Raw genomic sequence first — 18,030 nt, forward strand, 5'->3', positions numbered from 1 at the left:
TGGGGAAGGGTGGTCCGAGGATCGGCTGGGTTGAGGTCGCTGGAGAGCTCGGCGGCGGCGCCAGTACACCGAGGGGGAGTCCGAGCCGGCTTGCGCCGACGCCGCGCAGGGCGGGGCCTGCTTCCCAAAGTCCCAACTGCCCCGCCCGGTCTCCAGCGACCTCGACCCAGCCGACCCCCACCACTCCCGGCCTCCAGCGACCTCGACCCACCCGACCCCCGCCTCATTCCTTCAGGGAAACGAAATTTGCGCCAAAACCCACCACGAGAGTACGATCCACACAATTCCCAAAGCAGCGAAGAAAAGCCCATCGGCTAGATCCCTCACCGCAAGAACTTCCTGGAAAGCTCATCAACTCATGAATGGATCCCCATGAAGGTCTTCGTCCCGATCGAGCACAAGAGCGGTGAGCGGCGAATCGCCCTCACCCCCGAGACCATCAAGAAGATGGTCAAAAAGGGATTGAACGTCGAGGTCGAGCCCGGCGCCGGCGACAAGGCATACCTCTTTGACGACGCCATGACCGCAGCCGGCGCCACCCTGGGCGACGGATGGTCGAGCGCCGACGTGGTGGTCAAAGTCACCCCGCCGACGGCCGAAGAGACCCGCCGCATCCAAGCCGGTGCCCTGCTCATCTCCTTCGTCGCCCCGCATCAGGAGCGCGCCACCGTGCAGGCCCTGGTCGACGGAAAAGTAAACTGCCTGGCGATGGAGTTGGTGCCGCGCATCACCCGCGCCCAGAGCATGGACGCCCTATCGTCCCAGGCCTCCATCGCCGGCTACCGCGCGGTGCTCTTGGCAGCCGCCCGTCTGGGTAAGTACTTCCCGCTGCTGATGACCGCCGCCGGCACCATCCCGCCGGCCAAGGTGGTGATCATGGGTGCCGGCGTCGCCGGCCTGCAGGCCATCGCCACCGCCAAGCGACTCGGCGCCGTGGTGGAGGTATCGGACATCCGACCGGTGGTCCAGGAACAGGTCGAATCCCTAGGCGGCAAGTTCATTGAGCTGCCCCTGGAAGAGAGCGGCGAAGGCGAAGGCGGCTACGCCAAACAGATGGGCGAAGACTTCCTGCGCAAGCAGCGCGAGATCGTCCACCGCCACGTCGCCGCGGCGGACGTCGTCATCACCACCGCCCTGGTGCCCGGCAAAAAGGCGCCGATGCTGGTGCCCGCCAGCATGGTCGAGGCGATGCAGCCGGGCTCCGTTATCGTCGACCTGGCGGTCGAACAGGGCGGCAACTGCGAACTGTCCCGGGCCGACGAAGAGGTGGACCACAACGGCGTGATCATCCTCGGCCCGTCCAACCTGGCGGCGGGCATGGCGCACGACGCCAGCACCCTCTTCGGGCGCAACGTCCTGGCCTTGCTCGAAGACGTCCTCGACGACGAAGGAAAGATCGTCCTCGACCCCGAATCCAACGACGTAGTGGCCGGCGCGCTCCTCACCCGCGACGGCGAGATCTTCCACCCGGCCACCGCCGCCGCCTTCGAGGAGTCCGGCTCATGATGGGACCGTTGCTGATCAGCATCTATGTCTTCGTACTGGCGATCTTCGTCGGCTTCGAAGTCATCACCAAAGTGCCGCCGACGCTCCATACCCCGCTGATGTCCGGCGCCAACGCGATCTCCGGCATCACCATCGTCGGCGCCTTCTACACCGCCCAAACGGGGAATGTGGCGCTGTCCAATATCCTCGGCTGCCTGGCGATCATCCTCGCCACCGTCAACGTCGTCGGCGGCTTCATGGTGACCGACCGGATGCTCAAGATGTTCGGCCAAAAGAGGAAGCGATGAGTCCCGCCAGCTCCCCCTCCGTCACCGCCACCCTGGTGCCGATCCTGTATCTGGTGTCGGCGGTGGTCTTCATCTTCGGCATCAAGGGCCTGACCAAGGTGCGGACCGCCCGCCGCGGCAATCTGCTGGCCGCCGGCGCCATGCTGCTCGCCATCGTCGCCACCCTGATCGATCTCGGCACCATCGACTATCGCTGGATCCTGGCCGGCCTGGTGATCGGCGGCCTCATCGGCAGCATCGCCGCCGTCAAGGTCGAGATGACCGGCATGCCGGAAATGGTGGCGCTGTTCAACGGCTGCGGCGGCGGTGCCTCGGTGCTGGTCGCCACCGCCTACCTTTGGTACCGGGTGGTCGAGCCGGCCGCCGACGGCACGCCGGCGGCCCTCCTCGGGGCGGATTCCGCCGTCTCCTCGGTGCTCTCCATCCTGATCGGCGCCGTCACCCTCACCGGCAGCCTCGTCGCCTACCTGAAGCTGCGCGGCTGGATCTTCGGCCGGCGCATCTCCGGCCAGCCGATCCTGCTGCCCGGCCGCCACGTCATCAACGCCCTGGTGGGCCTGGTCGCCCTCGGCGCCGGTCTGGCGGCGATGTTTCTTCCCACCGGCTTCGGCCTGGCTCCCCTGATCATCGTCGCCGCCCTCGCCAGCCTGGTGCTCGGCGTGCTGCTGGTGCTGCCCATCGGCGGCGCCGACATGCCGGTGGTGATCTCCCTTCTCAACTCCTACTCCGGCCTGGCCGCCTCGGCCACCGGCTTTGTGCTCAACAACAACCTGTTGATCATCAGCGGCGCCCTGGTCGGCGCCTCCGGACTGATCCTCACCCAGATCATGTGCGTGGCGATGAACCGCACCCTCGGCAACGTCCTCTTTGGCGGCTTCGGTGGCGAGGCATCGGCCGGCGGCGGTGGGGCGTCGAGCGAGTACACCAACGTCAAGTCCTACGGCGCCGAAGACGCCGCCCTGGTGCTCGAAAGCGCCGAATCGGTGGTCTTCGTGCCGGGCTACGGCCTGGCCGTGGCGCAGGCACAGCACGTCGTGCGGGAGCTGGCCGATCTGCTGATCGAGCGCCGCGTCAAGGTGACCTATGGCATCCACCCGGTAGCCGGCCGCATGCCCGGCCACATGAACGTCCTGCTGGCCGAAGCGGACGTGCCCTACGAACAGCTCCTCGAAATGGACACCATCAACCCGGAGTTCAAAGAGACTGACGTGGTGATCGTGGTGGGCGCCAACGACGTGGTCAACCCGGCGGCCGAAAAGACCCCCGGCAGTCCGATCTATGGCATGCCGATCCTCAAGGTCTACGAAGCGCAAACGGTGATGATGATCAAGCGCAGCCTGTCCGCCGGCTTCGCCGGCATCAAGAACGAACTGTTCGAGTACGACAACACCATCATGCTGTTTGGCGACGGCAAGAAGATGCTCCAGGACATGCTGGCCGAAGTGAAGGCCGCCGGATAGATGAACCGTCGCCCCGGCGGAAGACTCCACGGGATCGCGGGGCTCTGCCTCGCCCTGTGGCTCCTCGCTGGGCCTGCCGGTTACGCTGCCGCGCCGGACGCCCCTCACGGCACCGGCGGCGCCGTCGCCTCGGCGGAGCGCCAGGCCACGGAGGTCGGCCTCGCCACCCTGCGCTCCGGCGGCAACGCGGTGGACGCCGCCGTCGCCACCGCCCTGGCACTGGCCGTCACCTTCCCGGAAGCGGGCAACCTCGGCGGCGGCGGTTTCGCCGTCGTCAAGCTCGGGAACGAGATCTCGACCCTCGATTTCCGCGAAGTCGCGCCGGCGGGCGCCAGCCGCGATATGTACCTGGGACCGGACGGTGAGCCGGATCCGGATGCCTCGTTGATCGGTCCCCTGGCTGCCGGCGTGCCGGGCTCGCCGGTCGGCCTGTGGGCGCTCCACCGCCGCTTCGGTGAGCTGCCCTGGAAGGAGATCGTCGAGCCGGCCCGGCGGCTGGCCGCCGAGGGATTCGAGGTGGGACCTCACCTGCAAGGGGTGATCGACGACAAGCGCGAGCTGCTCGCTCGCTTCCCGGAATCCGCCGCCGTCTGGCTACCGAACGGCGAGCCACCGCCGGTGGGCTCCCGGCTGGTGCTGCCGGATCTCGCCGCCAGCCTCGCCGCCTACGGCGAGCGCGGCCCGGCGGCCCTCACCCGGGGCGCCGTGGCGGAGGCCATCGCCACCGTTTCGCGGCGCCACGGCGGCATGTTGACCACCGAGGATCTCGCCGCCTACGCACCGGTGTGGCGCGAGCCGGTGCGCTTCGAGGCCTTCGGCTGGCAGATTGCCGCGATGGACCTGCCCAGTTCCGGCGGCATCCTCCTCGGGCAGACCCTGGGCATGCTCGAACGACGAGGCTGGCGTGAGGCACCGCGCTTCGGTGCCGACCGCGCCCACCTGCTCACTGAGGCCTGGCGCCGGGCCTATTCGGATCGCTTCCTGATGGGCGACCCCACGACCACCCGCGGCACCGCCGACGACCTGCTGGCCGATGAATGGCTCGACGAGCGCGCCACCAGCATCGATCCGGCGCGCGCCAGCGACTCGGACACCGTCGGCCGCTGGTCCGAGGCCAGACCGGAGGTCGTTGCCGAGCCGACGGAGAGCGGCGACACCACCCACCTGTCGGTGATCGACGGCGAGGGCCGCATGGTCGCCCTCACCACCACCCTGAACGGCCTCTTCGGCTGCGGCCTGTGGGTGCCCGGAGCCGGTTTCTTCCTGAACAACGAGATGGACGACTTCGCCGCCGCCCCGGGCGCCGCCAACGACTTCGGCCTGGTGCAGGGCGAAGCCAACGCCGTGGCGCCGGGCAAGCGCATGCTGTCGTCTATGACCCCGACCATCGCCTGGCGGCAAGACCGGGCGATCGCCCTGGGCGGCCGCGGCGGCTCGAAGATTCCCTCCAACACCATCCAGGTGCTGCTCCATTACATGGTGGACGACGATCCGCTGCAAACGGCCGTCAACCGGCCGCGCCTGCACCACCAGTGGCTACCGGATCGCCTGCTCGCCGAACCGGACGCCCTGGCGCCGGAAACCCGCGCCGTCCTGCAGGCCCGCGGCCACCGCCTGGTGCTCGACCCGCGCACCGCCAAGATCCAGGCCGTCGCCCAGCGGCCGAACGGCGAAGTCGAAGCGGCCGTCGATCCGCGCGGCCCCGGCTTCGCGGCGGTGGTATCGCCTTCACCGGAGTAAGATCCGCTCAAATTCCACACCTACTCGCTCCGAAAGGAGATTCTTCATGCCGCAACGGACTGTGCCTCGAAACCTGATCCTGTCCCTCCTCATCATGGCTCTTGCCGCCTGCGGGGGCGCACCGACGGAAGAGGCCGCGACTCCGGCGGAACCCGAGACGCTGTCCAACGAAGCGCTCGATCTGGTGCTGACGGATCCAGCCACCGCCGGCTTCGAACTGGAGGCCAATGGCGGTTCCGATCTGCGACTGCGCTGGCCCGGCGACGGATCCTTGCCGCCGGCCACCTACACCTTCGCGGTCGGCCCCGACGTCTACAGCGTCAATTTGGTCGAGGAGATCAAGAGCCAAAAGGAAGAGATGAACAGCCGGCCGGACGGCGAGTTCAAGGGGCAGGTCGAACTCGGCAGCCACCTGGGCCCGGCCTATCTCACCCGCGGTCGCTTCTCGGACGACGGCGTGACGATGGAGGAACACCGGCTGTTCGCCAAACACCCGAGGGCCGACCGCCTACTGACCCTGACCGCCGTCTACCCGCCGACGGAGGGCGACACCCAAGCCCGCCGCGAGCAGATCATGACCGCCTACGGGCTGATCACCTTCGACGGCACCGGCAGCAATTTCGGAGAGGGTGGCGGCGACGCCACCGAGGACGAGGGCACGGTAGACGGCGGCGAGCTGGAAGACGACTCCGGCGCGTCGAACGGTTAGGAACGAAGGCAGTACCTCTGGCGCCGAAACCGGTGCTGGAGGAATCCATTTCCCCTCGAAACCTCACCCTCTTTTTTCCTCGGCACGGTGCTTGCTGTATGAGCCCTCGCCCCGCGCCGTGGGCACGCCGCGAGGGTCAACGTCTCGGCGCCCACAGGGCGACTGCCCAAGGCGGTCCACCGGATGGCGAGCCGACCCAGCGGCGTCAAACTGGCGCGGCACCGGCGCAGAAGCGGCGGCATGAGTGAGAAAAGTCGACCGATGACCAAGAACCGCAGATCCACAGCCCTCGCCCGCCCCTTGGGCCTCCTGGCCCTGGGGCTGGCCTGGTGCGCGGTCGGGTCCGCTCCCGTATCGGCGGCGACGACGGAGGCCGGAGACACGCTACCGGCGCTGCTCCAGCAGCACGGTATCCGCCCCGTCGAGCCCGCCACGCCGGCGGCGAGCTTCGCCCTTCCGGACCTCTCCGGCGAGCGGCGCGCCCTGTCGGACTTTGAAGGCTCCTGGGTGGTGTTGACCTTCTTCGCCTCCTGGTGCGGCCCCTGCCGGGCGGAGATGCCGAGCCTCGAAACCCTGCACCAGGAGCGGGCGGACAACGAACTGGTCGTGCTCGGCATCTCACTCGACGACCAGCAGGCGTCCGTCGCACCCTTCGTCGAACAACTCGGCGTCACCTTCCCGGTGCTGTGGGACGAAGACGGCCGGGCCGGCCGAGCCTACCGGGCCAACAGCATTCCCATCACCTACTTGATCGACCCGAGTGGCCGCATCGCCGGGGTTTCGCGCGGGGCGCGGGACTGGGCGGCCCTCGGCCCGATGCTCGACCGAGTGGTGGCGATGGGTGGCGCCGCCCCATCCGGCGAAGCCACCTACGCGGCCCTCGAAGACGGCACCGTGGACCTGCCCTCGGCAGTGACCCCACCGAGCGCCGTGGTCGAGCTCTCGAAGGATCGGCCGCGCCGCGGCGAAACCTTCGAACTGGCGATCGAGATCCGCTGGTCCGGCACCTTCGACGAGTATTTGCTGCATCCGCCGCAGGTCGCGTTGCCGGAAGGGGTCGCCAAGAGCGGCGCCACTCGGGCCGAAACCACCAGCCGGGCCGGCCGCAACGTCATCACCTACAGCATTCCGCTGGCGGCGGCCGAGACCGGCAGCTATGCCCTCGATCCGGTGGAACTCGTCTACACCCCGCGCTTCGAGGAGTACCCGGTGGCCACGCGCCTCGCCGGCCCGACGGTCCATGTCGAATCGCCGCGGTGGGCCGGCATGACCCGTCAAACGCTCCTCTGGACCGGCACCGGCACCACCCTCGCCTGCGCCCTGGCGGGGCTACTGTTCGTTGGCTGGCGCCGACGGCGACAAGGCCCCGTTGCCGCCGACGAAGGGGCCGCGGCCCTCGCAGGCTGGCGGCAGAAACTGGCCGACGCGCGGCGCGACCGCATGCAGGGCGATCCGCGAAGCGCCTTCGAGCGCCTGGCGAGCTTGCTCCAAGAGCTGGATCCGGAGGACACGAGGGACCTGCCGCCGCAGATCGAGAACGTCCGCTACGGCGGCCGGGTCCCTTCGCGAGAAGAGCTCGAGCGCCTCGAACGGCGGGCCGAACTTCTGCTGCGCAGTCGCCAGCCGGACCCGCAGGACGCCGAGCGCCAGAAACTGCGGCTGCGCTCCGACCGGCGCTCTCGCAAGGGCGACACGCCGCGGGAACCGGTGCCGACGGGCCACCTTGGATCTTGAGGAGAGTCCGACCTCCGCGAGTGACCGCGCACCAGCGCCCCCGACCGACCCGCCAGGCCCAGGCATACAGATCACCACATTCGTACTTTGAGCACTTGAAGAGGAGAGGGAGATGACCGTCACAGCCGAGGAGCTGACCCCCGAAATCCAGGCCCACACGGACCGCCTCGACCGCCTGCGCGCGGAGGTGGGCAAGGTGATGGTGGGCCAGCAGTACATGATCGACCGCCTGTTGATGGCGTTGATCGCCGACGGCCACATCCTGATCGAAGGCATCCCCGGCCTGGCGAAGACCACCGCCATCAAAACCGTCGCCCAGGCGGTGCAAACGGACTTTGCCCGCATCCAGTTCACTCCCGACTTGCTGCCGGCGGATCTCATGGGCACCGAAATCTACCGCCCCCAGAATCACGACTTTGTGGTCAAGAAGGGACCGCTCTTTACCAACCTGCTGCTGGCGGACGAGATCAACCGCGCTCCCGCCAAGGTTCAGAGCGCGCTCCTCGAAGCGATGCAGGAGCGCCAGGTCACCCTCGGCGAGAAGACCTACCCGCTGGCGGATCCCTTCCTGGTGCTCGCCACCCAGAACCCCATCGAGCAGGAAGGCACCTACCCGCTGCCGGAAGCCCAGGTGGACCGCTTCATGCTGAAGCTCAAGGTGGGCTATCCGGACAAGCAGGAAGAGAAAGAGATCCTGCGGCGCATGGCGAGCCGACACCAGCCGACCGTCGAACCGGTGCTCACCCCCCAGGACATCCGCGAAATGCGCGAGGTGGCCGACTCCGTGTACCTCGACAGCAAGGTCGAGGACTACATCGTGGACATCGTCTTCGCCACCCGCGAGCCGGCTGCCTATCGCCTGCCGGAACTCGACAAGCTGATCGACTACGGCGCCTCGCCGCGCGCCAGCATCTTCCTGGCGCGGGCCGCCCGGGTCCACGCTTTCCTCGCCGGCCGCGCCTTCGTCACCCCGCAGGACGTCAAGACCATCGGGCCGGACGTGCTGCGCCACCGGGTGCTGGTGTCCTACGAGGCCGAAGCCCAGGACCGCACCTCCGACGATCTGATCCAGGACGTGTTCAACACCGTCGACGTTCCATAGCCCCTCCCTTGAAGATGGCCGCAGTCACCACCACCGATCCGAAAAACGGCGAGGCGTCGCTGCCGCCGGAGCTGTTCCAGCAGATCCAGCAGATCCACATCCGCACCCAGCGCCTGGTCACCGAGGCGATGGCCGGCGAGTACGAGAGCGCCTTCAAGGGCCGCGGCATGGAGTTCGAGGAAGTACGCGAGTACCAGCCCGGCGACGACATCCGCCACATCGACTGGAACGTCACCGCCCGCACCGGCGTGCCGCACGTCAAGGAGCACCGCGAAGAGCGCGAATTGACGGTGATGCTGGTGGTGGACGTCAGCTCCTCCGGCGCCTTCGGCACCGCCGGCAAGCTCAAAAACGAAGTCGCCGCCGAGGTCGCCGCCGCCCTCGCCTACACCGCCATCCGCTCGAACGACCGGGTGGGTCTGATCATTTTCTCGGACCGCATCGAGCGCTACATTCCGCCCAAGAAGGGTCGCGCCCACGTCTGGCGGGTGATCCGCGAACTCCTCACCTTCCGGCCCGACCGCCGCACCACCGACCTGGCCGGAGCGCTGGAGTTCCTGAGCAAGGTCACCCCCCGGCGGGTCGTCGCCTTCGTCATTTCGGATTTCCTCGACGAAGGTTTCGAAGACCGTCTGCGCACCGCCGCCAAGCGCCACGACATCACCGCCGTCACGGTGGGCGATCCGCGGGAAGAAGAGCTGCCGCCGGTGGGACTGATCGAGTTGGAAGACGCCGAAACCGGCGAAACCCTGCTGATCGACACCTACGACAAGAACGTCACCCGCGGCTTCCGGGTGCTCGGCGACGACGAGCGCCACGGCCGCGGCGAACTGTTCCGCTCCGCCGGTGTCGGCGAGGTCCAGTTGTGGACCGACGAGCCCTACATCGATTCCCTGGTGCGCTACTTCCGCGCCCGCGAAAGGCGCCGGTAGGCCATGGAACTGCGCGAGCCTCCCCGCCCCCGGCGGGCAGCCGGAGCCACCGGACGCAACCTCCTGCTCTTCAACACGGTGCTCCTGGCGCTCCTGCTCGCCGCCCTCGTCTGGCTGCGTTTCGACCTGGCGGGACCGGGCGGCGACGGCGCCGCGGCGCAGCTCGACCGCGCCACCGCCGCCAAGCTCAAGGCGGCGGGCCTCGACGACCAGGCCGCCCACCTCTACGAACGCGCCCTGTCGGCGGGCGAAGGCTCCGCCGGAGAACGGGCAGAGATCGCCCACGGCGTCGGAGCCACCTACCTCGACCAGGGGCGGTGCGAAGAAGCCCTGCGCTGGCTCTACCAGGCCGAAACCCTGCTCGAAGGAGCGGACGGCGAGGTGCGCGACCGCATCGGCGGGCCGGTGGCCGAGAAGATCGTCGCCTGCCTGGAACGCCTCGGGCGCTCCCTGGCGGCCAAGAGCGCCCTCGCCGCCAGCACCCGCCTGGCGCCACCGACGGCGGCAACGGACACCGCGAGCAACCCGGTGGTGGCCCGCATCGGCGAGCGCGAGCTGCGCCGCTCGGACGTCGATGCCGCCCTGGAGCTGCTGCCGCCGGCGGCGCGGGCACAGCTCACCGCCACCGCCGAGGGCCGCGCCGAGTTGCTGCGCAAGGTGGTGGCGGACGACCTGCTCCTCGCCAAGGCCGAACGGCTGGGCCTGGACGACGATCCCCAAATCCGGCGCCAGGCCGAGGAGATGCGCAAGCAGGCCGTTCTCGCCGCCTTCATCGATCGCGAAGTGGTGTCCAAGATCACCGTCGATGCGGCGGACCTGGAGAACTTCTGGACCGCCCACCAGGACCAGTGGACGAATCCGGAGACCGAGGAAACTCCCGAGCTGGAGGAGGTGCGCTCCGCCGTCGAAGCGGCCTACCGGCGACAGAAGGCCGAAAGCGCCTATCGCGAAATGGTCACCGAGGCCCTCGCCGGCGCCGAAGTGGAGCTCCACCCGGAGCGACTGGCCGCGGAAGGTGAGCCGAATGCGCCGTAGTCTTCGCCTGGCGGCGAAACTCGCTCTTCTCAGCGCCCTCGTCGGCCTCCTCATCGGGGGCTGTGGCCGGCAGCCGGTGGGGGACGCGGCACCGCAGGATCCCCCGCCGCCGGTGGAAGCGTCCACCTCCGTCGATCGCGCCGTCGCCACCACCGGCGACCTGCTGATGTACACCCTGGTCGTCGAACACGATCCGGAAATCGAAGTCGAGATCCCCGAAGCGGGGTCCGAGATCGCCGGCTTCCGGATCATCGAACTGGGTCGTGAGGATTCCCGCGGCGACCCCGTCGAGAGCAACGGCCGCATCACCGAGACCCGCTGGTACCAGTTGCGCGCCGATCTCGTCGGCTCCTATGTCCTGCCTTCGGTCACCGTGTCCTGGCAGCGGCGCGATTCGGACGAGACCGGTCGGGTCGAGACTTCGGAGATCTTCGTCGAGGTCGAGTCCGTCCTGCCGGCGGACGGCGAGGCGACGGACATCCGAGGCCTCAAACCGCTCCGCCGCATCGAATCGGGACCACCCTGGGAGTGGATCGCCGCCGGCGCCGGCGGCGCCCTGCTCCTCACCATCCTCGCCTTCTGGTGGTGGTACCGGCGACGCGAGGAGACGCCGGAACCCGCCATACCGCCCCACGAAGTGGCCTTCGCCGCCCTCGACGAGCTGCGCGGCGCCGACTTCTCGGACCCCGAGGCGGTGCGCCGTTTCGCCTTCCGCATCTCGGAAGTCATGCGCACCTACGTCGAAGGACGCTTCGGCCTCAACGCCACCGACCTGACCACCGAGGAGATCCTGCCCCGCCTTTCGGACCACCGCGAGTTGACCACCTCGGCCGCCGGCGATCCCGATGCCGCGCGGCCGCCGGGCGCCCAGCTCGCCACCTTCCTGCGGGCGACGGATCGGGTGAAATTCGCCGGCCATTCGCCGACGGAGCCGGAGATCCAGACGATCTACGAGGACGCCCTGTCCTTCGTCGAGCGCACCGTGCCGCCACCAGAACCGGCGGCGGGCGAAGAGCACGGCGCGACCACCGAGACGGCCGCCGACGGCGCCGAGGAGATCGCCGCCTGATGCTGCCCTCGCTCCTCTCGGACCTGCACTGGGCGGACCTCCGCTTCGCCTGGGTGCTGGCGCCGCTGTTCGTGCTCTGGGCGCTCCTCTGGCCGGGGTTGCTGCGCGCCGCCCTGCGCCGTTCGGGACTCCTCGGCCTGCGCCAGCGGGCCTCGGCGGCGGTGCGCTTTTCGAGCCTGCGGCACCTGGCGCCGCTGCGCCCGTCGCTCACCCTGCGGCTGCGCACGGCGGTGCGGGCGTTGCGCTTCGTCGTCGTCGCCCTGCTGCTGGTGGCGATGCTCCGGCCGCAAACCGGCCGCACCCTCACCCAGGTGTCGACGGAAGGGGTGGACATCGTCCTCGCCCTCGACGCCTCCGGGAGCATGCAGGCCCTCGACCTCGACGCCGACCGCGGCATCCGCCAGCGGCGCAATCGCCTGCAGGTCACCAAGGCGGTGGTGGAAGAATTCATCGAAAAGCGCCTCAACGACCAGATCGGCCTGGTGGTGTTCGGCGCCCAGGCCTTCACCCAGTGCCCGCTGACCCTCGACCACGGCATCGTCGCCACCTTCCTCGAACGCATCGACATCGGCATCGCCGGCGACGCCACGGCCATCGGCTCCGCCCTCGGCACCGCCGTCAAGCGGCTGGAGAACTCCGAAGCGAAATCCAAGGTGGTGGTGCTGTTGACGGACGGCCGCTCGAACGCGGGATCCATCTCGCCGCGCCAGGCGGCGGAAGCGGCCGCCGCCCTCGAGGTCAAGGTCTACACCATCGGCGCCGGCACCCGCGGCAAGGCACCCTTCCTAGTCGACACGCTGTTCGGCAAGCAGATCACCTACCAGGACGTCGAGATCGACGAAGAAATCCTCCAGGAGATCGCCGAAACTACCGGCGGCGAGTACTTCCGGGCGGAGGACTCGAGCGCCCTGTCGGCGATCTACGAGCGCATCGACGAGCTGGAAAAGACCGAGATCACCATGGAGTCCTACATGGAGTACAACGAGCGCTACCGCTGGTTCGTGCTGCCGGCGGTGGCTCTTTTGCTGCTCGAAGTGCTCCTCCTGGGCACCCGTTTCAGGAAGCTACCGTGAAGCCCCACCGCTTCCTCTTCGCGTTGTGGCTCTTGGCGGCCTTCACCGCTGGCTGCGGCGGCGAGGTCCGCATCGGCGATCCGCGCGCCCTTTGGCTGCTGTGGCTGGTGCCGGTGCTGCTGGTGTTCTTTGTCTACTCCTTCCGCACCAAGGCGCGGTTGCTGCGGCGCTTCGCCTCGCCGGACATGCTGGAGCAGCTGACCGCCGGCATCAGCCGGCCGCGGCAGATCCTCAAAGTGTTCCTGACCCTCCTCGGCCTGACGGCGGCGATCCTCTCCCTGGCGGAGCCCAGATTCGGCTTCACCTGGGAAGAGGTACAGCGGCGCGGAGTGGACGTGGTGGTCGCCCTCGACGTGTCCGATTCGATGCTGGTGGAAGACGCCGAGGCGAGCGGCAGTTTGAGCCGCCTGGAGCGCGCCAAGCGCGAGATCGTGGATCTCCTGCAGATCCTCGAAGGCGACCGCATCGGCCTGGTGGCCTTCGCCGGCACCGCCTTCCTGGAGTGCCCGCTGACCCTCGACTACAGCGCCGCCGAGGTGTTTCTGGGCGCCGTCGACACGGATTTGATCCCGGTCAAGGGCACCGCCTTGGGCGACGCTATCCGCACCTCCCTGGAGGCCTTCGAGGGCTCCGCCCAGGAGTCCAAGGCCATCCTGCTGATCACCGACGGTGAAGACCACGGCGGCGCCGCCCTGCGGGCCGCCGAAGAGGCGAAAACGGCGGGGGTGCGCATTTTCACCATCGGCATCGGGCGCGACGAGGGCTCGCCGATCCCCACGGCCGGCGGCGGCTTCCGGCGCGACCGCCGGGGCGACATCATCCTGAGCCGCCTGGACGAACCCACCCTACAGAAGATCGCCTTGACCACCGGCGGCCGCTACGTGCGTTCGGTCACCGGCGACGTGGACCTGGAGCAGATCTACTTCCAGGGCATCAAGGCCTCCCTCGAAGCGCAGGAGCTCGGTTCGCGCCGGCGCCAACGCTGGCAGGAGCGATTCCAGTGGCTGGTGGGGGCCTCGGTCCTGCTGCTGATGGTCGAAGCCTTGATCCCCGAGCGCCGGCGCCGGAGGCCCGCGAATGTCTGACCTGAAACGCCATCTCACCGTGGTTCTGCTCTTCGTCCTGGCCGGATCGGCGCTCGCCTACGCGCAGAGCCCGCCGGCGGCGGAAGACCCGGCACCGGAAGGCTCGGCGGCGACCGCGCCATCCCCCGCCCCCAAAGATCCCTACGAGGCCTATGAGGGCGGCCACTTCAACCAGGCGCTCCAAGGCTTTGTGGACCAGCAGGTGCGGCGGCCGGAAGATCCGGAAGTCGCCCTCAACCTGGGAAGTGCCCACTACCAGATGGGGAATTACCCAGAAGCCGAGCGGGCCTTCACCGAAGCCGCCAACGACGACGATCCGGACGTCCGCTTCCAGGGCTTCTACAACCTCGGCAACACCGCCTTCCGCCAGGGCAAGCTCGACGAAGCGGTCGCCTTCTACCAGTCCGCCCTCGAAGTCAGGCCGGACGACGAAGACGCCAAGTTCAACCTCGAATACACCCGCGATGAAATCCGTCGCCGGCACGAGGAGGCCCAGAAGCGCCAGCAAGAACAGGAGCAACAGCAGCAGGGCGACCAAGGACAAGAGCAACCGCCGGGCGACCAGGGCGAGCAGTCGGAATCACAGGAAGGCTCTGAAGGGGACGACTCGCAGGACTCCGGCAGCCCGGGGAACCAGGAACAAGAAAACCAACCGAACGCGAGTCAAGACGAAGGCGGCGACCAGGAGCAGGGAGGCCCCCAGGAACAGCGGTCCGCCGGGAGCCCGGACGCCGCCGGCCCGGACGCCGACGACGATGGCCTGCCGGACCAGGTGGAGCGCGAAGGGGCCAATCCCACCGATCCGCGAAACCCCGACACCGACCAGGACGGCCTGCCGGACGGGGCCGAAGATCTCGACCGCGACGGCGAGGTCGACCCCGGCGAAACGGATCCCAACCGGGCCGACTCCGACGGCGACGGCATCCCGGACGGTCAGGACCCGGACAACACACCCGCCGGCCAGCAGTCCGCCGGCGCCCAGGGAGACACCACCGGCGGCGAAGAACGCCCCCTGACCGCCGAAGAAGCAGCGCGCCTTCTCGACTCCCTCGAAGAGGGGCGGCCGGTGCAGGAACGCCCGGGCCGCAGCCGCCGTACCCGGCCGGAGAAAGACTGGTGAGCCGCGCCCTCCAGGCCAAGACCCTGGCCCTTGTCGGACTCTGTCTCGCCGCCAGTCTGGCCGCTTCGGCAGCATCGGCGCAGTCCGTCAGCGCCACCGTCAACCGCGTCGAAACCAGCCTCCAAGAACCACTCATCCTCTCCGTCACAGTGAGCGGTAGCCGGACCTCCCGCCCCTCGCTGCCGGAGCTGCCGGCCTTCGAAGCGCGCGAAACGGGAGCAGCGCAGAACTTCCAGATCTCGAACGGACGCAGTACCGTCAGCGTGACCTACTCCTACTTGCTGATTCCTCGCGCCGCCGGCACCTTCACCATCGGTCCGGTGAGCGCCGAAATCGGCGGTCGAACCTACCGGTCCAGGCCCTTCCAGGTGCGCGTCCGGGAGGCGGACCAGCCGGCGTCCGGCGGCGAAGACTTGTTCATTCAAATCGCCGTCTCCGAACGCGAGCCCTTCGTCGGCGAACAGGTGATCTACACCTGGCGCTTCTTTCACCGCATCCGCATCGGCAACCCGCAGCTCGTTCCGCCGGAGTTCGACGGCTTCCAGGTCGAGGATCTGGGGGAGGTGCGGGAGTACGAGACGGTGCGCAATGGCCAGCGCTACCGAGTCTACGAGTGGCGCAAAGCGATCTTCCCGCTGCGCGCCGGGGAACTGACCGTCTCCGGCTCGCGCCTCAACTGCCAGGTGGTGGTGCAAAACCGCGGACGCCGCAGCCCCTTCGACGACTTCTTCGGCCGCGGCCGCGCCGAACCGCGCTCCGTCGCCGGGCCGCCGATCACCCTCAACGTCCGCCCGCTGCCGGCCGCACCGGCGGCCTTCAGCGGCCTGGTCGGAGAATTCAGCCTGGACGCCGAGGCGAGCAAACGAGCACTCCAGACCGGCGAGTCGACCACCCTCAAGATCACCGTCGCCGGCCAGGGCAACGTGCAGCGCATCGGCGAACCGGACTTCCCGGACCTCTCCGCCTTCAAGATCTACGACGACAAACCGTTGCGCAAGATCTCGCGCAACGGCGTGCGCCTGAACGGCTCGCGCACCTTCTCCAAGGCGCTGGTGCCGCTCACCGCCGGCAGCCTCGAGATCCCGGCTTTGTCGCTGGTCTACTTCGATCCGGAAGCCGGCACCTACCGCACCGCCCGAAGCGAGGCGATCACCCTGGACGTCACCCCCGCGGACGGCAAGGAAGAACTGCGGCTCACGGAATCCGTCGCGCCGACCACCGGCAAAGTGGCCGTGCGCATCCTGGCGGACGACATCCTGCCCCTGAAGCGTGACCTCGCCGCGGTGGCCGCGAGCCGGCCCAGCCCCGCCGGACCGATCGGCTGGAGCGGCGCCCTGGCCGCGCCGCCGCTCCTCTTCCTCGGTCTCTGGCTCGCCCGGCGGCGGGACCAGCGCTACCGGCGGGATGGCGGTCTGCGGCGCCGGCAAGAAGCGCTCAAACGCGCCCGCCGCCGGCTCGAGAACCTCGACGAGGGAAACGACGGTGCCATTGAAGCCTCGGCCACCCTGCGCGCCTACATCGGCGACAAGCTCACCCTGGAAGGTGGCGCCCTCACCGCCCAGGAAGCCGAAGAGGCGCTCCGCGGCAGCGGGATCGACGCCGAGCTGGCCAGGCAAGTCCACGCCCTCCTCGACCGCCTGGACGCCGCCCGCTACGCCCGGCGCGAAGCCGAAACGACGGACCTCGAAAGCACCACCCTGGACCTCGTTCGGCGCCTCGAAGGCGCCCTACGGGCGGCACGGCGGGCCACCCCATGAAGTGCGCCGCCGCCTTCATCCTCACCGCCCTCCTCGGTGGCGTCCTGCCGGCCATGGCCGCACCGCAAGAGGACCCGCCGCCGGCCGACGCGTCCCTGGCAAGCGGCGATCCGCTGATCGTGCAGGGCGAAGATTCCATTGGCGAAGAGTTGGAAGAGACCGACGAAACCGATGTAGACGAAGCCGGCGACCCGACGGCTGCCCCGGAGGGAGAGCCGGCGGCTCCCCGCGCCACCGCGCCTGCGCGCCCGGCCGACCAGGCCCTCGGCGAACTCTTCGTGCGCGCCAACGACGCCTATGAAGAGAGCCGCTACCCCCGCGCCATCGACCTCTACGGCCAGCTCCTAGAAGACGGCGCCGACCACGGCGCCCTGCACTACAACCTGGGGAACGCCTACCTGCGCGCCGGCGAGCTGGGCCGGGCGATCGCCTCCTACCGCCGCAGTCTGGTGCGTCAGCCGCGCGACCAGGACGCCGCCGCCAACCTCGACTTTGCACGCCGCAGCGCGCGGGACGCCCTGGCGCCGCCGGCGCCGTCGGAGGTGCAGCGTACCCTGCTCTTCTGGCACTACGGCCTGTCCACGAAAGAACTCCTCGCCACCGCCGTGGTGCTCAACCTGCTGTTCTGGGGATGTCTCGCCCTGCACCTGTTTCGGCGCCGCTGGGAAATCCTCCGCTGGCTGGCGGCCCTCGCCCTCGTGCCCCTCCTCGCCGTCACCGCCTCCCTAGCGGTCAAGACTCTCGCCCCCCAGCGCGTCGCCGTGGTCGTGCCCCAGGAGGTGGACGTGCGCTCCAGCCCGGACGGCGGGGCGGTGGTGCGCTTCAAGCTCCACGCCGGCACCGAAGTGCGCCTCGTCGAGCAGCGCGGCGACTGGCTCCGCCTCGAACTCCCGGACGGCCAGCAGGGCTGGCTCGAAGTGGAGCACACCGAGCAGGTAACTTCTTAGTTCGTCGGCAGTAGGCCGTCGAGCCGCTGGTAGCTCATCTCCATGCCGTCGGTCATGCCCGACTCCAGCATCTGGGCGCGCGTGGCGGCGTCCAGCACGGTCATGCGCATCGTCAACCGGGTGCCACCGTCGACCGCCTCGAAGGTGGTCACCACCCGGTTGTCGGGGGTGGGATCCGGCAGGTGCATGCGCTCCACGTGAACCGTCCGCTCGAACGGCACCAGTTCCACGAACTCGCCGGTCAAGTGAAAGCCTTCGCCCTCGGGCCCGACCCACTCGTAGTAGATCTCTCCCCCGGGCTTGGGTTCACTGCGGCACACCGGCATCGTCCAGCCGGGCGGGCCGAGCACCCACTGCTGGACCAGTTCCGGCTCCGTGTGGGCACGGTACACGGCTTCCGGCGGCGCGGCGAAGAAGCGGCGTACCACCAACGTGCGGTCTCCCTCCTGCGCGACCGTCAGGTTCATTTCGTTC

16 protein-coding genes are annotated in these 18,030 nt (G+C 69.0%); 15 read left to right on the plus strand and 1 reads right to left on the minus strand.

Going from position 1 to position 18,030, the window contains the following annotated elements; all coding sequences use genetic code 11:
- The first annotated feature begins 372 nt into the window (after positions 1 to 372).
- The 15 genes from AAF481_09270 (at position 373) to AAF481_09340 (ending at position 17,556) form a co-directional block, all read left to right on the plus strand.
- The gene (locus tag AAF481_09270; protein ID MEM7481351.1) at positions 373 to 1,506 is read left to right on the plus strand and encodes a Re/Si-specific NAD(P)(+) transhydrogenase subunit alpha; all 1,134 of its coding nucleotides are present in this window, start codon (positions 373 to 375) and stop codon (positions 1,504 to 1,506) included.
- Positions 1,503 to 1,793, plus strand: coding sequence for an NAD(P) transhydrogenase subunit alpha (locus tag AAF481_09275; GenBank protein ID MEM7481352.1), 291 nt, complete (start codon positions 1,503 to 1,505; stop codon positions 1,791 to 1,793). The genes AAF481_09270 and AAF481_09275 overlap by 4 nt, the downstream gene beginning before the upstream one ends.
- Complete coding sequence (locus tag AAF481_09280; protein ID MEM7481353.1) at positions 1,790 to 3,253, plus strand: NAD(P)(+) transhydrogenase (Re/Si-specific) subunit beta; 1,464 nt, start codon at positions 1,790 to 1,792, stop codon at positions 3,251 to 3,253. The genes AAF481_09275 and AAF481_09280 overlap by 4 nt, the downstream gene beginning before the upstream one ends.
- Positions 3,254 to 4,993 (plus strand): gamma-glutamyltransferase, encoded by a 1,740-nt coding sequence (ggt, locus tag AAF481_09285; GenBank protein MEM7481354.1) that lies wholly within the window; start codon positions 3,254 to 3,256, stop codon positions 4,991 to 4,993.
- Positions 4,994 to 5,039: 46 nt separating this feature from the next.
- Positions 5,040 to 5,702: a hypothetical protein gene (locus tag AAF481_09290; GenBank protein MEM7481355.1), complete on the plus strand. Its 663-nt coding sequence runs from the start codon at positions 5,040 to 5,042 to the stop codon at positions 5,700 to 5,702.
- A 240-nt stretch (positions 5,703 to 5,942) separates the two neighbouring features.
- Complete coding sequence (locus AAF481_09295; GenBank protein MEM7481356.1) at positions 5,943 to 7,436, plus strand: TlpA disulfide reductase family protein; 1,494 nt, start codon at positions 5,943 to 5,945, stop codon at positions 7,434 to 7,436.
- A gap of 112 nt (positions 7,437 to 7,548) precedes the next feature.
- Positions 7,549 to 8,538, plus strand: a complete 990-nt coding sequence (locus tag AAF481_09300; protein MEM7481357.1) for a MoxR family ATPase — start codon at positions 7,549 to 7,551, stop codon at positions 8,536 to 8,538.
- 14 nt (positions 8,539 to 8,552) lie between these two features.
- Positions 8,553 to 9,470, plus strand: a complete 918-nt coding sequence (locus AAF481_09305) for a DUF58 domain-containing protein (protein MEM7481358.1) — start codon at positions 8,553 to 8,555, stop codon at positions 9,468 to 9,470.
- Positions 9,471 to 9,473: 3 nt separating this feature from the next.
- Positions 9,474 to 10,505 (plus strand): hypothetical protein, encoded by a 1,032-nt coding sequence (locus AAF481_09310; protein MEM7481359.1) that lies wholly within the window; start codon positions 9,474 to 9,476, stop codon positions 10,503 to 10,505.
- Positions 10,495 to 11,574, plus strand: a complete 1,080-nt coding sequence (locus AAF481_09315) for a hypothetical protein (protein MEM7481360.1) — start codon at positions 10,495 to 10,497, stop codon at positions 11,572 to 11,574. Before AAF481_09310 ends, AAF481_09315 begins: the two co-directional genes overlap by 11 nt.
- On the plus strand, positions 11,574 to 12,647 hold the full coding sequence (locus AAF481_09320; protein ID MEM7481361.1) for a VWA domain-containing protein: 1,074 nt from the start codon (positions 11,574 to 11,576) through the stop codon (positions 12,645 to 12,647). Before AAF481_09315 ends, AAF481_09320 begins: the two co-directional genes overlap by 1 nt.
- Positions 12,644 to 13,732, plus strand: coding sequence for a VWA domain-containing protein (locus AAF481_09325; protein ID MEM7481362.1), 1,089 nt, complete (start codon positions 12,644 to 12,646; stop codon positions 13,730 to 13,732). The genes AAF481_09320 and AAF481_09325 overlap by 4 nt, the downstream gene beginning before the upstream one ends.
- On the plus strand, positions 13,725 to 14,852 hold the full coding sequence (locus AAF481_09330) for a tetratricopeptide repeat protein (GenBank protein ID MEM7481363.1): 1,128 nt from the start codon (positions 13,725 to 13,727) through the stop codon (positions 14,850 to 14,852). The genes AAF481_09325 and AAF481_09330 overlap by 8 nt, the downstream gene beginning before the upstream one ends.
- The gene (locus AAF481_09335) at positions 14,849 to 16,609 is read left to right on the plus strand and encodes a BatD family protein (protein ID MEM7481364.1); all 1,761 of its coding nucleotides are present in this window, start codon (positions 14,849 to 14,851) and stop codon (positions 16,607 to 16,609) included. The genes AAF481_09330 and AAF481_09335 overlap by 4 nt, the downstream gene beginning before the upstream one ends.
- The gene (locus AAF481_09340; GenBank protein MEM7481365.1) at positions 16,606 to 17,556 is read left to right on the plus strand and encodes a tetratricopeptide repeat protein; all 951 of its coding nucleotides are present in this window, start codon (positions 16,606 to 16,608) and stop codon (positions 17,554 to 17,556) included. Before AAF481_09335 ends, AAF481_09340 begins: the two co-directional genes overlap by 4 nt.
- On the opposite strand, the gene AAF481_09345 is transcribed toward AAF481_09340, so the two are convergent.
- A complete protein-coding gene (locus AAF481_09345; protein MEM7481366.1) occupies positions 17,553 to 18,023 on the minus strand; it encodes an SRPBCC domain-containing protein in 471 nt (156 codons plus the stop codon). The genes AAF481_09340 and AAF481_09345 overlap by 4 nt on opposite strands.
- Positions 18,024 to 18,030 lie beyond the last annotated feature (7 nt).

It is taken from the genome of Acidobacteriota bacterium, from assembly GCA_039030395.1.
Classification (GTDB): Bacteria; Acidobacteriota; Thermoanaerobaculia; order Multivoradales; family JBCCEF01; genus JBCCEF01.

Excerpts from the sequence above, each read along its gene's own strand:
- AAF481_09295 (MEM7481356.1), top strand. The coding sequence starts at position 5,943 with ATGAGTGAGAAAAGTCGACCGATGACCAAGAACCGCAGATCCACAGCC.
- AAF481_09315 (MEM7481360.1), top strand. The coding sequence starts at position 10,495 with ATGCGCCGTAGTCTTCGCCTGGCGGCGAAACTCGCTCTTCTCAGCGCC.
- ggt (MEM7481354.1), top strand. The coding sequence starts at position 3,254 with ATGAACCGTCGCCCCGGCGGAAGACTCCACGGGATCGCGGGGCTCTGC.
- AAF481_09345 (MEM7481366.1), bottom strand. The coding sequence starts at position 18,023 with ATGAACCTGACGGTCGCGCAGGAGGGAGACCGCACGTTGGTGGTACGC.
- AAF481_09300 (MEM7481357.1), top strand. The coding sequence starts at position 7,549 with ATGACCGTCACAGCCGAGGAGCTGACCCCCGAAATCCAGGCCCACACG.
- AAF481_09340 (MEM7481365.1), top strand. The coding sequence starts at position 16,606 with ATGAAGTGCGCCGCCGCCTTCATCCTCACCGCCCTCCTCGGTGGCGTC.
- AAF481_09310 (MEM7481359.1), top strand. The coding sequence starts at position 9,474 with ATGGAACTGCGCGAGCCTCCCCGCCCCCGGCGGGCAGCCGGAGCCACC.
- AAF481_09290 (MEM7481355.1), top strand. The coding sequence starts at position 5,040 with ATGCCGCAACGGACTGTGCCTCGAAACCTGATCCTGTCCCTCCTCATC.
- AAF481_09320 (MEM7481361.1), top strand. The coding sequence starts at position 11,574 with ATGCTGCCCTCGCTCCTCTCGGACCTGCACTGGGCGGACCTCCGCTTC.
- AAF481_09275 (MEM7481352.1), top strand. The coding sequence starts at position 1,503 with ATGATGGGACCGTTGCTGATCAGCATCTATGTCTTCGTACTGGCGATC.
- AAF481_09270 (MEM7481351.1), top strand. The coding sequence starts at position 373 with ATGAAGGTCTTCGTCCCGATCGAGCACAAGAGCGGTGAGCGGCGAATC.
- AAF481_09305 (MEM7481358.1), top strand. The coding sequence starts at position 8,553 with ATGGCCGCAGTCACCACCACCGATCCGAAAAACGGCGAGGCGTCGCTG.
- AAF481_09280 (MEM7481353.1), top strand. The coding sequence starts at position 1,790 with ATGAGTCCCGCCAGCTCCCCCTCCGTCACCGCCACCCTGGTGCCGATC.
- AAF481_09330 (MEM7481363.1), top strand. The coding sequence starts at position 13,725 with ATGTCTGACCTGAAACGCCATCTCACCGTGGTTCTGCTCTTCGTCCTG.